This is a genomic window from Mycobacterium sp. Aquia_216 (assembly GCF_026723865.1).
GTDB lineage: Bacteria > Actinomycetota > Actinomycetes > Mycobacteriales > Mycobacteriaceae > Mycobacterium.
The window spans coordinates 3245206-3258490 of sequence record NZ_CP113529.1; the positions used below are offsets into that span (position 1 = coordinate 3245206).

Consider the following 13285-nt stretch of genomic DNA (forward strand, 5'->3'; position numbering starts at 1 on the left):
CAGATGACGAGCGCGGCACCGCGTCGACTCAAGACGTGGAGCATCGCCGGAGACACCCGGCGCAGGCCCACCGAATACGAAATCGTCACCGGTGGATTCCACTATCACTTCAACCGCAAGCCGGCGCCGTTCGACCTGGATCCCAACACCGCGATCAACCGCTGGTATGTGGAGCATCGCGAAGGGTCTGGGCTGCGTGCCGACGACTGGGAGGGTTTTCGTGACCCGGCGGCGTTGAACTACCGGCGATACGTCGCGTTACAGCACGACCGCGAGATCTACACCGAGGGACTGGTGGATCATTACGAGGCGCTCGACCACGACGAACACCTCGACCCCGAATGGGTGGCAGTCCTGGATCGTATTTATGTCCCCGCCCGGTTCGCCTTTCACGTCCTGCAGATCACCGGTCTGTACCTCGGACAGCTCGCGCCCAGTGCCTACATCACCAACGCGGCGTTCTTTCAGGCCGCCGACGAGTTGCGGGCATTGCAGTGGATCGCCTACCGGGCCAAGTCATTGTCGCTTGCCCACGGCGCACACCTGGCCAATTCCGAAGCAACGCGGCGTATTTGGGAGCTCGACGAAGCCTGGCAGCCGGCGCGCGAAACTCTCGAACGGCTGCTGCTGGCTTACGACTGGGGCGAGGCATTCACGGCGCTCAACCTCGTCGTCAAGCCGACGCTTGACGCCCTGTTCAAGGAATCACTGGCCGAGTTGGCCGCGGCACACGGCGACGGGTTGACGGCAGCGCTGCTGCAGGAATCTCGCGTGGATACCCTCCGCAGCCAAGCCTGGTCCGCCGAGTTGGCCAATTACAGCGTCACGGTCAATGCGGAGAACCGCGATGTCCTGGCCGGCTGGCAGGCCAAATGGCAACCGCTGGCCGACCGCGCGGCCGACGGACTGGCCACGATCTTTGCCGTCGCGCCGCATGCGAAGGACCCTGCTGCCGTCCGCGGGCAGGTCGCGGCGTCGGTTTCTCGGTTCCGGTCGTCCTTGCCGAAATAGCGGCGCACCACCGGCTAATTGCCGGGCGGAAGTTGGCGCGGGCCGTCGGGTGGCCGAAGCTCGCGCGGGCCGTCGCGCTCGGTCAACTCACGCGTGCGAGGGCTGTCCGCCGGCTGCAATGAAAGGCCGTCGGCGTCTTTGACGGATAGCCGCAGCGAGGAACGCTCGCGGCCGCCCAGCTCTCGAGCTGGACGGTCGTCAGTCTCCTGATGCTCGCGCGATGACGGGATCCGCGCGGCACGAGACGGCGCGGTTGCCGATGACCGCGATGGCTGTTCGCCGGGGTCAGAACTCTCGGAATTCAGCGTCACCTTGCGAGTGCGCTTGAACGAGAACGTGATCTCCTCGACCTCTTCGAACACCTGACGCGCGGTCCGCAGCGGTGCGGTGGTGGAGTCGATCGCCCGCGCGACGAATGGCGGCACCAGTGGGCGAATCCAGCGAGCCGCGGCCCTGGTCGCGTCGGGCAGCGACGGGATAAACGGCGTGGCTCGCTCATCCGGCGGTTCGAGCTCGCCGGCCGTCTCGATCTGTGCCGGGACGTTCTGCGTCGCGGACGGCGTATCGGCGCGGGAGTCCGGTGTGCCAGCGGGCAATTCGGCGATAGCTCGGCTGGCGGCCTCGGCTTCGGCGGCGATCGGCAGGCACACGTCTTCGTCCACTGGTTCGAAGGCTCGCCGCGACGACACGGGCGCCGGGCCCTCGATGGCTTCCGCGACTCGGCGGCGTTGCCGCTCGCGATCGATTTCGGTCTGCGCCTCGATGGCCAGCCGGGCCTGGGTGAGCTGGTGTTCAGCCCATAGCATCTCGGCCTCGCGGCGAATTTCGGCCTGCTTGATTGCGATCGCGGTGTCCGCGTCGAGATCGGCGCGCTCGCGCTGTGCGCGTGCCGTCGCCTGGCGGTCATGGGTGGTCTCGCCGCGCCACATCCGCAGAATGAGCGGCAGCAAGTAGACCAACACGAAAAACGCGATGGTCAACAGTCGCAACAACAATGCTCCGAAGTCGGCAACGGTGAGGTCGTTCATGGCGATCCAGCGTGCGCCGAGGCCGCCGGGGCCGGCATCGGCCAGCACGCGTTGGCGTGCCTCGGTGACGGCCTGCTCTTGGTGGGAAATTGTCGCGTCCAATTCGGGTGCCCGGCGGTCGCGAGCCGCCAACGCATTGTCGAGTTCACGCTGGGCATCGGCGAGAAGCTGGTTGGCCGTTCGGGTTTCGGGCCCGGCGCCGGGATCGCCGGTGATACGGGTCTGCGGGCACGCCGGGCTGGGGTGGTATTCGCACCGCGCGACGATCAAGGCGTTGTCCTGTCCGGTACGGGCTTGCGCGACGGCGTCGTCGAGCCCGGTGCGCATATTCCGGGTCTGGTGCAGCGCCGCCGACGCTTGCACGACGGCCGGTGCGGAGTCAGCGGTTCGCAGCGCCCGATCGTCGAGACGGTGATCGATCGAGCGGGAAAACACAGCGAGCGCGGCGAGTTCGCCGACGACAACGCCGACTGCCACCGCGACCGCCGCGCGTCCTGCGATGCCGGGCCAGCCGCGGTGGGGGCCGCTCGCGATGCCGCGCGTCACCGCCCCGACCAGCAGACCGAAGACAAGCGTCAGCGCGACGACGACAGACAGCGGCAAGCGCGTCGACGCGCTCACGGCCAACGTCGCGACAAGCCAAGCGAGCACGGCTCCCAGCAGCACGACCGCGCCCGCAACGGCGTGGGTGGCCCGCTCGTGACGCTCACCCAGTTCGCGCCAGTATCCGCCGCCAAGCCAGGTGAGCATCCCCTCGACCCGGGAGACGGCTGAGTGCGGCTCAAGCAGTTCGTGGGCGCCCATCAGACTCCAATACCTCCCGTCCTCAAGCCTCCCAGGCCACCGGCCCACACACCGAATCGAGGCGCCGTCGTGTGGTGTTGTTCACAACGACGCGGTCCGGGGGCGGATAACACAGTCCGGCTCGCCGCAGCTCAGCTGGGAGTCTCCAGCGTGAAATTCCTGCGACGCGGCCAGATCAGCGAAGTTTGCGGCAAGTAGCGTGAGACGGTATACGCCTATGCAAAACCTCGACTATGTCACCTACGAAGAGTTCGGACGCAGATTCTTCGAAGACGCCGTGACCCCCGAGCGTGTCGCCGCCGCACTCGCCGACATCGCGGGCAGCGAGTTCGCCATGGAGCCGATTGCCCAGGGGCCTGGCGGGATTGCCAAGGTCAGCGCGAACGTCAAGATCCAAGACCCGCGCGTCACACGCCGGTTGGGCGACAGCATCACCTTTATCATTCACATCCCACTGTCCATCGATCTGCTGCTGGACTTACGGCTCGACAAGCAGCGGTTCGCCGTCACCGGCGACATCGCATTGCGCGCGACGGCACGTGCCGCCCAGCCACTGCTGCTGATTGTCGACGTCTCGAAACCGCGGCCCTCCGATATCACCGTCAATGTGTCGTCGAAGTCGTTCCGCGGCGAAATAGTGCGCATCTTGGGCGGCGTCGACAGTGAGATCCGCCGATTCATCGCCCAATACGTCGCCGACGAAATCGACGCCCCCCAATCACAAGCCGCGCAAATCATCGACGTCGCCGAGAAGTTGAAGGAGGCCTGGCCATAAGCAGTCGTTGGCCGGGCCATCGCCGGGGGTTTATCTGGTCGCCGGCCCTGGGTACGCAACAAATTCATGTCCCGCGAACGCAGTCCTGCAAAAGGAGCGACAGACCTTGGCACAAGTAGATGTTTCGACGTCGTCGGACCTCGGCCCGGACGCCGCCTGGAAACTGGCTTCCGATCTGGGTCGGTTCGACGAGTGGATGACGATCTTCGGCGGCTGGCGCGGCGAGCTGCCGTCGACAATCGAGCAGGGCACGAAAATCTCGTCATGCATCAAGGTGAAGGGATTTCGCAACGTCGTCCACTGGACCGTGACCCGCTACGACGAGCCGAATTCGATTGAGCTGCAGGGTCGCGGTCGGGGTGGAATTCGGATCACCGTGGCAATGGCAGTGACCGACACAAACCCCGGGTCGACATTTGATCTCACCGCCAACCTCGACGGTGGCGTACTCAGTGGGCCGGTCGGCAAGGTCGTAGCCAGAGTGCTGCGGTCTGATGTGCGCAAGTCGGTGGAGAACCTCGCCGCAATGCAGCAACCGCGGATCACCGCGTCGGATGGCTGACGAACCAATCCCGTTCGGCCTGCCGGATTCGCCTGCGGTCCATGGAAAGCCAGTCCAGGCCAGCCCCGAGGGCCATCAGCCCGATGATCGCGGCGGTGACGCCCACGCTCACCTCGCCAAGCGCAAAATTGGTGACACACACCACTAGCGCGAGCACGGCGGCCCCCACCACGATGAGCCCCGGCGTGCGCACCGAGTCTTGCGGAGGTCGGTCGGTTGACCGGGCGCTGGTCCGGTCATGATCGACTGGGTTGCGGTTGTTGCGCCTCATCAGCACTAGCTACCCGAAACACCGCGTGGCCAAACGGTTTCGACGCAGTGACCCGCGTCTCGACGTGAGTGTGCTCAGTCCGAATCCGGCGGCAGTAATCGTCGTACCGGCCGCGTTTCCATGGCATTGACGGTCAGCGCTCGCCGACTGATCCGCCACCCCGCGGCCGTTGCCTCGTACTCGTCGTCGTAGCGCAGATGCCAGACCGCGTCGAGGACTTCGTCGCCGCGCTGAGTCCAGTGATGTGCGACGCACGCGATCCGCCCGCGCGCCGTGGCCGGTAGCGACCCCTCGTCGTACACCTCACCGATGATCGCGTGCTCGGTACGCGCCACCGCGGTCACCGCTGCGACCGCCGCCGTGACGGCCTGCTGACCGCGATGCGAATGGATCGGCTTCAGCGAGGCCGGCGGCTCGGGCACAATCAGCTCGGCTTCTACAGTGAAAAGTCCTGCTACAGAATTGAATTGGCGGTCATCGACACCTGCTGCATATCGGTGTACCAGGTCGCCGAGCGCGGCTCGGTCGTCGGCTGAGAGAGTCATGGCACCTGAAAGCTAACAGCCGCTGGGCTGGATCGTCGGGGGAGCTAGCGTGGCGCGCACCGCCTCGGCCAGCGCGGCAGCCCGGCGATTGGTGAATACGTCCTCGAGCATCACCGGCCGGCCGTCGGGCCCGGTGAGCGGAACCCGCCAGTTGGGATATTCGTCGGTGGTGCCGGGCTGGTTCTGGGTTCGGCGATCACCGACCGCGTCGGTCAGCGCCACGCCCAACAACCTGGACGGCGTTCGGCCCAGGTAGCGATAGAGGGCAAGGACAATCTGTTCGGGGTCGTCGTCGTGCGGGCCGAGCAGCCCCACCCGGCGCAGCTCGGCCATCCAGCCTGCCAGCTCGGCCCGGTCGGACTCGAGCTCTTCGGAAACCGGCCGGGTCAGCAATCCCAGCGACTCGCGCAACCGGACATGGTCGCCGGCCAGGTAACCGGCGGTCGGTGGCAGGTCGTGGGTGGTGACCGACGACAGGCAGTACTCGCGCCAGCGCTCGGCGGGCAGTGGTCCGCCGGTTGCGTCCCGGTCCAGTTCGAACCACAGAATCGAGGTGCCCAACAGCCCGCGTAGTAAGAGGTAATCGCGGACCCAGGGTTCGACCGTGCCGAGGTCCTCGCCGACCACCACCGCACCGGCCCGGCGCGCTTCCAGCGCGACGATGCCGATCATCGCTTCGTGGTCGTAGCGCACGTAGGTGCCTTCGGTGGGTGGTGCGCCCTCGGGGATCCACCACAGCCGGAACAACCCGATGATGTGGTCGATACGAACGCCGCCGGCATGCCGCAGCACCGCCCGGATCAGCGCACGAAATGGCCGATACTCGTGCTCATCGAGGCGGTCCGGGCGCCATGGCGGCTGCGACCAGTCCTGGCCGAGCTGATTGAACTCGTCGGGCGGGGCGCCCGCGGTCACGCCCAGCGCCAGCACATCCTGCAGGGCCCAGGCGTCGGCTCCGTTCGGATGCACCCCGACCGCCAGGTCATGCATGATGCCCAGCGACATTCCGGCCCGTACCGCCTGCGACTGTGCCGCGGCGAGTTGCTCGTCAATTTGCCATTGCAGCCAGCGGTGGAAGTCGACCGCGTCGGGATGCTTCTCGGCGAATCGGGCCACTTCGATAGCGGTGGGATGCTGCAGGAAACTCGGCCAGCAATGCCAGTCGCTGCCGTATTTTTCGGCCAGCGCACACCAGACGGCGAAGTCGTCGAGGGCGCTGCCTTCACGCTCGCGGAAGGCGGCATAGGCCAGCTCCCGGCCGGCCGAGCGCGGAGCCCGGTAAACCAGCTTGAGCGCCTCCCGCTTGGCCGTCCAGGCAGTGTCGCGGTCGATGGCATCGAGCCGGCCCGCTTGCTGCTGGACATCGTCGCGAAGCCGCCGCAGCCGGCCACGCTTGGTCAGGTCGGCGAACTCGGGGATGGACTCGATGCGAATGTAGAGCGGGTTGAAGAAGCGCCGCGAGGTCGGGAGGTACGGCGACGGCTCCATCGGAATCGTGGGGGTGGCCGCGTGCAGCGGATTGACCAGGAGGTAGTCCGCGCCGTGCCGCGACGCGGACCAGACAGCCAGGTCGGTCAGGTCGGTGAGGTCGCCGATGCCCCAGGACTGCTCGGAGCGCACGCTGTAGAGCTGGGCGGCCAGGCCCCACGCCCGGCGCGCGCCGAGTTGCTCCGGCAATCCGAGCCAGTCGGGCGTCACGATCAGTGCCGCACTGGTTTCGATGCCCCGCGAGCGCAAATGCAGACGGTGGTAGCCCAGCGGCAGATCGGGGGGCAGGACAAAACTGGCCTCGCCGACCCAGCGCCCGTCCAGATTGAACGGCGGCGTGAAGTTGTCGACCTGTTGCACGCCGCCGTGCACCGTGCCGTCCTCGAGCCGCAACAGGACTTCGGCGGGATCACCGTGAGTGACGTGCACCCAGAACCGCGTCGGGGCGCCGGTGCGCGCGACAATGGTCGCCGGCAATTGACGCGCCCAGTAGGTGCGTAATTGGCTGTTCAGTGCCTCGTTGCGGTCTTGCTCGGTACTGGCCGCCACGCCGAGCGCGCCGAGCACCGCAATCAGCGTGCTTTCCGGTACCTGCACCTGGTGACCCGTCCAGTCCTGGTACCAAGTGGCGATCCCGAATCGGCCGGCAAGTTCCACCAACGACGGCGCAAGCTCAGTCATGCCGCCCATCTTGCTGCCAAACCCCGCCCGGCACGACGCGGACCGGCCGACGACAGTCGCCGGGTTTGCCCGTGTCGGATTGTTCAGCAGGTCAGCAAAGTCGCCGCGGCCGCGCATGCTCGACAGGACGGGTTGGCCCTCCGCCGCTACGATCCCATTGGAAAGAGGAATCGTCCGGCCGGGGGATCCAGCGGGGAATGGGGAAACTGCCAGCTCTGTGGTGTTCGCTGCCGCTGGGCCGGACCACAGTTGACAACTGAAGCCGGCTGGACTGATGGACGTGACGAGGCTTGGAAGTGAACGCCACATTGCGTTACATGGCGAGGTCATGGCGTGTGGCTTACGGTTATCGATGTGATTCGCGTGCTGGACGGTGTCCAGGCGTTCCAACAAACCGGATGGTGAATTAGTGGCGGAAGAGAGTCGCGGGCAGCGCGGCTCGGGGTATGGCCTCGGGCTATCGACGCGCACGCAGGTGACCGGCTATCAGTTCCTTGCTCGTCGGACCTCGATGGCGCTGACCCGCTGGCGGGTCCGGATGGAGGTCGAGCCGGGCCGACGCCAGACCTTGGCCATCGTCGCATCGGTTTCCGCAGCGATGGTGATCTGCCTGGGAGCGCTGCTGTACTCGTTCATCAGCCCGGCCGGTCAGGTCGGGGATTCGCCGATCATCGCCGACCGCGACTCGGGTGCGTTGTACGTCCGCGTCGGCGACAAGCTGTATCCGGCGCTGAACCTGGCGTCGGCGCGGTTGATCACGGGACGCCCGGACAACCCGCACCTGGTGCGGTCCAGCCAAATCGCCAACATCCCGCGCGGCCCGATGGTGGGCATTCCCGGGGCACCGTCAAGTTTCGGGGCGAAGGCCCCGTCCTCGTCGTCGTGGCTGATCTGCGACACGGTGGCCGGCTCGACCGGGGTCGGCTCACCGTCGGGTGTGACCGTGACGGTGATCGACGGCACGCCCGACCTCAACAACCGCCGACGGCTATTGAACGGCTCGGATGCCGTGGTCTTGAGCTACAGCGGGGACACCTGGGTCATCCGGGACGGACGCCGGTCGCGGATCGACGCCGCGAACCGCTCCGTTCTGTTGCCGCTCGGGTTGACGCCGGAACAGATCAACATGGCGAAGCCGATGAGTCGCGCCTTGTTCGACGCGTTGCCGGTCGGGCCCGAACTGACGGTGCCAGAGGTGCAGAACGCGGGCAGCCCGGCGACCTTCCCCGGTGCTCCCGGCCCGGTCGGGACGATCCTCGTCACACCGCAAATCAGTGGGCCGCAACAATATTCGCTGGTTTTGCCCGATGGCGTGCAGACGCTTCCGCCGCTGGTCGCCCAGATCATGCAGAACGCGGGCGGCGCGAACAACAGCAAGCCGATGACTGTGGAACCGGCCGCACTGGCCAAGATGCCGGTGGTCAACAAGCTGGATCTGTCGTCGTACCCGGACAACCCGCTCAACGTCACGGACCTCCGGGAAAACCCGGCGACCTGCTGGTGGTGGCAGAAGACCAGCGGCGAGAACCGAGCCCGCATCCAGGTCGTGTCCGGGCCGACCATCCCGGTCGCCCAGTCCGAGACGAAAAAGGTTGTGTCGCTGGTGAAGTCGGACACCACCGGCCGTACTGCCGACCAGGTCTACTTCGGACCCAACTTCGCCAACTTCGTGGCCGTCACCGGCAACGATCCCGGTGCCAAGACCACCGAATCGCTATGGTGGGTGACGGATGCGGGCGCCCGATTCGGCGTGGACGACACCCGCGACGTGCGCGAGGCGTTGGGTTTGCAGACCACACCGAGCCTGGCGCCGTGGGTCGCGCTCCGGCTCCTTCCACAGGGCCCGACGCTGTCGCGGGCTGATGCCCTGGTGGAGCACGACACCCTTCCGATGGATATGTCCCCTGCAGAGTTGGTGGTACCGAAGTGAAGCGTGGATTCGCCCGGCCGACACCGGAGAAGCCTCCGGTCATCAAGCCGGAAAACATCGTTCTGCCGACACCGCTGAGCATTCCGCCGCCCGAGGGCAAGCCCTGGTGGATGGTCGTAGTCGGCGTGCTGGTGGTCGGCCTGCTGATCGGCATGATCGCCATGACCTTCGCCAGCGGCTCGCACGTGTTCGGCGGCGCCGGCGCGATCTTCCCGATCTTCATGATCGGCGGTGTCGCGATGATGATGTTCGGCGGCCGGTTCGGTGGGCAGCAGCAGATGAGCCGCCCGAAGCTCGACTCGATGCGCGCCCAGTTCATGCTGATGCTGGACATGCTGCGCGAGACCGCTCACGAGTCGGCCGACAGCATGGACGCCAACTACCGGTGGTTCCACCCGGCTCCCGACACGCTCAGCGCTGCGGTGGGGTCGCCACGGATGTGGGAACGCAAGCCCGACGGCAAAGACCTCAACTTCGGTGTCGTCCGCGTCGGGGTGGGTATGACGCGTCCCGAAGTGACCTGGGGTGAGCCCCAGAACATGCCGACCGATATCGAGCTGGAGCCCGTGACGGGTAAGGCGCTGCAGGAATTCGGTCGCTACCAGAGCGTCGTCTACAACCTGCCCAAGATGGTCTCCCTGCTCGTGGAGCCCTGGTACGCATTGATCGGCGAACGCCCGCAGGTGCTGGCGTTGATGCGAGCGATCGTCTGCCAGCTGGCGTTCTCGCACGGCCCCGACCACGTGCAGATGGTGGTTGTCACCTCGGATTTGGACGAATGGGATTGGGTCAAGTGGCTGCCGCACTTCGGTGATGGCCGGCGTCAGGACGCGGCAGGTAACGCGCGGATGGTCTACAGCTCGGTGCGCGAGTTCGCCGCCGAGCAAGCCGAATTGTTCGCCGGTCGTGGGTCGTTCACGCCTCGGCACGCCAGTTCCTCTGCCCAGACGCCGACACCGCACACGGTGATCGTCGCCGATGTTGTTGATCCCCAATGGGAGTACGTGATCAGCGCCGAGGGTGTCGACGGCGTGACGTTTTTCGACCTGACCGGTTCTCCGATGTGGACTTCGGTCCCGGAGCGGACGTTGCGGTTCGACGACAAGGGCGTGATCGAGGCTCTGCCGCGTGACCGCGACACCTGGATGGTGATCGACGACAAGCCGTGGTTCTTCGCTCTGACCGACCAGATCAGCGCCGCCGAAGCCGAGGAATTCGCACAGAAGCTGGCGCACTGGCGGCTCGCGGAGGCCTACGAGGAGATCGGCCAGCGGGTCGCCCACATCGGCGCCCGGGACATCTTGTCCTACTACGGCGTCGACGATCCAGCCGACATCGACTTCGACGCACTGTGGGGTGCCCGCACCGACACGATGGGCCGCTCGCGGCTGCGGGTGCCGTTCGGCAATCGCTCCGACAACGGCGAGCTGCTGTTCTTGGACATGAAGTCGCTGGATGAGGGCGGCGACGGCCCCCACGGCGTTATGTCCGGAACTACGGGTTCCGGTAAGTCGACGCTGGTGCGCACCGTGATCGAGTCACTGCTGCTAGCACACCCGCCGGAGGAGTTGCAGTTCGTCTTGGCCGACCTCAAGGGTGGGTCAGCGGTTAAGCCTTTCGCCGGGGTCCCGCACGTCTCGCGGATCATCACCGACCTCGAGGAAGACCAGGCTCTGATGGAGCGCTTCCTGGACGCGCTGTGGGGCGAAATCGCCCGCCGCAAGGCGGTATGCGACAACGCCGGTGTCGACGACGCCAAGGAATACAACTCGGTGCGGTCCAGAATGCGCGCTCGCGGCCAGGACATGCCGCCGCTGCCGATGCTCGTGGTGGTTATCGACGAGTTCTACGAATGGTTCCGCATCATGCCGACCGCAGTCGACGTGCTCGACTCGATCGGCCGGCAGGGCCGCGCCTACTGGATCCACCTGATGATGGCCTCGCAGACCATCGAGAGCCGCGCCGAAAAGCTCATGGAGAACATGGGTTATCGGTTGGTGCTGAAAGCGCGTACCGCTGGGGCGGCGCAGGCCGCCGGTGTACCCAACGCCGTGAACCTGCCGGCCCAAGCCGGTCTGGGCTACTTCCGTCGAAGCCTTGAGGACATTGTCCGTTTCCAGGCCGAGTTCCTGTGGCGCGACTACTACTCCCGCGGGATCACCATCGACGGCGACGACGCGCCCGTGCTGGTGCACAGCATCGATTACATTCGCCCGCAGCTGTTTACCAACTCGTTCACCCCGCTGGAGGTCAGCGTCGGCGGGCCGGACATCGAACCGCCACCCATTCTCACCAACGGCGAGGTGCATGAGGCCGAAGAGGCCGAGAGCGAGGACGACGAAGGTATCCGCACGCCGAAAGTCGGCACGGAGATCATCAATCAGCTGCGCAGGATCGACTTCGAGCCTTACCGCCTGTGGCACCCGCCGCTGACGCAGCCCGTCGCAATCGACGAGCTGGTCAACCGGTTCCTCGGCCGCCCCTGGAACCAGGACTACGGCTCGGCCAGGGACCTGGTTTTCCCGATCGGGATCATCGACCGGCCGTTCAAGCACGACCAGCCACCGTGGACGGTCGACACTTCCGGCCCCGGGGCCAACGTCCTGATCCTGGGCGCCGGCGGTGCGGGCAAGACGACGGCGCTGCAGACACTGATCTGTTCGGCCGCGCTGACTCACACCCCCGAGCAGATCCAGTTCTACTGCCTGGCTTACAGCGGTACCGCGCTGACCACGATCGCGCGTCTTCCGCACGTGGGCGAGGTGGCCGGTCCGACCGATCCTTACGGTGTCCGCCGGACGGTGGCCGAACTGCTGGCGCTGGTGCGGGAGCGTAAGCGCAGCTTCCTGGAGTACGGGATCGCCTCGATGGACGTGTTCCGGCGCCGTAAGTTCGGCGGCGAGGCCGGCCCGGTGCCCAACGATGGCTTCGGTGACGTCTACCTGGTGATCGACAACTACCGGGCACTGGCCGAAGAGAACGAGGTCCTGATCGAGCAGGTGAACCAGATCATCAACCAGGGTCCCTCGTTCGGGGTACACGTTGTGGTCACCGCCGATCGCGAATCGGAGCTGCGGCCACCGGTGCGTAGTGGGTTTGGATCCCGCATCGAGCTGCGCCTGGCGGCGGTCGAAGACGCCAAACTGGTGCGGTCCCGCTTCGCCAAGGACGTCCCCGTCAAGCCGGGGCGCGGCATGGTCGCCGTCAACTATGTCCGCCTCGACAGCGACCCGCAGGCGGGCCTGCACACGTTGGTGGCCCGGCCCGCGCTGGCCGACACCCCCGACAAGATCTTCGAGTCCGACAGCGTTGTCGCGGCCGTCAGCCGGCTCGCGAGCGGCCAAGCGCCTCCGGTGCGCCGTCTGCCGGCCCGGTTCGGCGTGGAGCAGGTTCGGGAGCTGGCTGCCCGAGACCACCGCCAAGGGGTTGGCGTGGGCGGAATCACCTGGGCCATCTCGGAATTGGATTTGGCGCCGGTCTATCTCAACTTCAACGAGAATGCGCACCTGATGGTGACGGGTCGGCGCGAGTGTGGGCGTACCACGACACTGGCCACGATCATGTCCGAGATCGGCAGGCTGTATGTCCCCGGCTCGTCCACCGCACCGGCACCGCCGGCGGGGAAGCCCTCGGCGCAGGTCTGGTTGGTCGACCCCCGCCGTCAGCTGCTGACAGTCCTGGGAACCGAGTACGTGGAGAAGTTCGCGTACAACCTCGACGGCGTGCAGGCGCTGGTGGGCGAGCTGGCAGCGGTTCTGGCCGCTCGCCAGCCTCCGCCCGGTCTATCCGCCCAGGAGTTGCTGTCGCGGTCGTGGTGGAGCGGTCCGGAGATCTTCTTGATCGTCGACGACGTCCAGCAGCTGCCACCGGGCTTCGATTCGCCGCTGCACCAGATAGCTCCGTGGGTGACCCGGGCCGCCGATGTCGGTCTGCATGTCCTGGTCACCCGCACGTTCGGCGGTTGGTCCTCGGCGGGCAGTGACCCGATCCTGCGGTCCCTGCACCAGGCGAATACACCGTTGCTGGTGATGGACGCCGACCCCGACGAGGGCTTCATCCGCGGCAAGATGAAGGGTGGGCCGCTGCCCCGCGGTCGAGGCCTGCTGATGGCCGAGGACACCGGCGTATTCGTCCAGGTTGCCGCCACCGAATTGCAGAAGTAGAACAGCAGCTGCTGGGTTGGGACTTGC

9 protein-coding genes are annotated in these 13285 nt (G+C 66.4%); 5 read left to right on the top strand and 4 right to left on the bottom strand.

The genetic code is table 11. The features are described 5' to 3' along the window. Positions 1–3: 3 nt before the first annotated feature. A complete protein-coding gene (locus tag OK015_RS15080) occupies positions 4–1011 on the top strand; it encodes an aromatic/alkene monooxygenase hydroxylase subunit beta (protein WP_268123986.1) in 1008 nt (335 codons plus the stop codon). A 14-nt stretch (positions 1012–1025) separates the two neighbouring features. Here the strand turns inward: OK015_RS15080 and OK015_RS15085 are convergent, their stop codons facing one another. Further along, entirely contained in the window at positions 1026–2843 is a 1818-nt protein-coding gene (locus OK015_RS15085) for a DUF4407 domain-containing protein (RefSeq protein WP_268123988.1), read from the bottom strand. Positions 2844–3060: 217 nt separating this feature from the next. Between OK015_RS15085 and OK015_RS15090 the strand changes: the two genes are divergently transcribed. Together OK015_RS15090 and OK015_RS15095 are read left to right on the top strand one after the other, a co-directional pair. Further along, a complete protein-coding gene (locus tag OK015_RS15090; RefSeq protein ID WP_268123990.1) occupies positions 3061–3618 on the top strand; it encodes a hypothetical protein in 558 nt (185 codons plus the stop codon). Between the two features lie 106 nt (positions 3619–3724). Further along, positions 3725–4180: a type II toxin-antitoxin system Rv0910 family toxin gene (locus OK015_RS15095; RefSeq protein WP_268123992.1), complete on the top strand. Its 456-nt coding sequence runs from the start codon at positions 3725–3727 to the stop codon at positions 4178–4180. On the opposite strand, the gene OK015_RS15100 is transcribed toward OK015_RS15095, so the two are convergent. From OK015_RS15100 to malQ, 3 genes are all read right to left on the bottom strand, one after another. Next, positions 4161–4451: a LapA family protein gene (locus OK015_RS15100; protein ID WP_268123994.1), complete on the bottom strand. Its 291-nt coding sequence runs from the start codon at positions 4449–4451 to the stop codon at positions 4161–4163. The two genes, OK015_RS15095 and OK015_RS15100, sit on opposite strands and share 20 nt — an antisense overlap. Positions 4452–4525: 74 nt before the next feature. Next, positions 4526–4996, bottom strand: a complete 471-nt coding sequence (locus tag OK015_RS15105) for a nuclear transport factor 2 family protein (RefSeq protein ID WP_268123996.1) — start codon at positions 4994–4996, stop codon at positions 4526–4528. A 12-nt stretch (positions 4997–5008) separates the two neighbouring features. Further along, a complete protein-coding gene (malQ, locus tag OK015_RS15110; protein ID WP_268123998.1) occupies positions 5009–7165 on the bottom strand; it encodes a 4-alpha-glucanotransferase in 2157 nt (718 codons plus the stop codon). A 409-nt stretch (positions 7166–7574) separates the two neighbouring features. Here malQ and eccB point away from each other — a divergent pair, with 409 nt between their 5' ends. Beyond that, positions 7575–9095 carry a type VII secretion protein EccB gene (gene eccB / locus OK015_RS15115; RefSeq protein WP_268124000.1) on the top strand — a complete coding sequence of 507 codons (1521 nt, stop codon included), beginning with the start codon at positions 7575–7577 and terminating at the stop codon, positions 9093–9095. Then, positions 9092–13258, top strand: a complete 4167-nt coding sequence (gene eccCa, locus OK015_RS15120; RefSeq protein ID WP_268124002.1) for a type VII secretion protein EccCa — start codon at positions 9092–9094, stop codon at positions 13256–13258. Before eccB ends, eccCa begins: the two co-directional genes overlap by 4 nt. The last annotated feature ends 27 nt before the right edge of the window (positions 13259–13285 follow it).

Bases quoted from the DNA above. Each gene is read 5' to 3' on its own strand.
- OK015_RS15080 (WP_268123986.1), top strand. From the start codon at position 4: ATGACGAGCGCGGCACCGCGTCGACTCAAGACGTGGAGCATCGCCGGA.
- OK015_RS15085 (WP_268123988.1), bottom strand. From the start codon at position 2,843: ATGGGCGCCCACGAACTGCTTGAGCCGCACTCAGCCGTCTCCCGGGTC.
- OK015_RS15090 (WP_268123990.1), top strand. From the start codon at position 3,061: ATGCAAAACCTCGACTATGTCACCTACGAAGAGTTCGGACGCAGATTC.
- OK015_RS15100 (WP_268123994.1), bottom strand. From the start codon at position 4,451: ATGAGGCGCAACAACCGCAACCCAGTCGATCATGACCGGACCAGCGCC.
- OK015_RS15105 (WP_268123996.1), bottom strand. From the start codon at position 4,996: ATGACTCTCTCAGCCGACGACCGAGCCGCGCTCGGCGACCTGGTACAC.
- malQ (WP_268123998.1), bottom strand. From the start codon at position 7,165: ATGACTGAGCTTGCGCCGTCGTTGGTGGAACTTGCCGGCCGATTCGGG.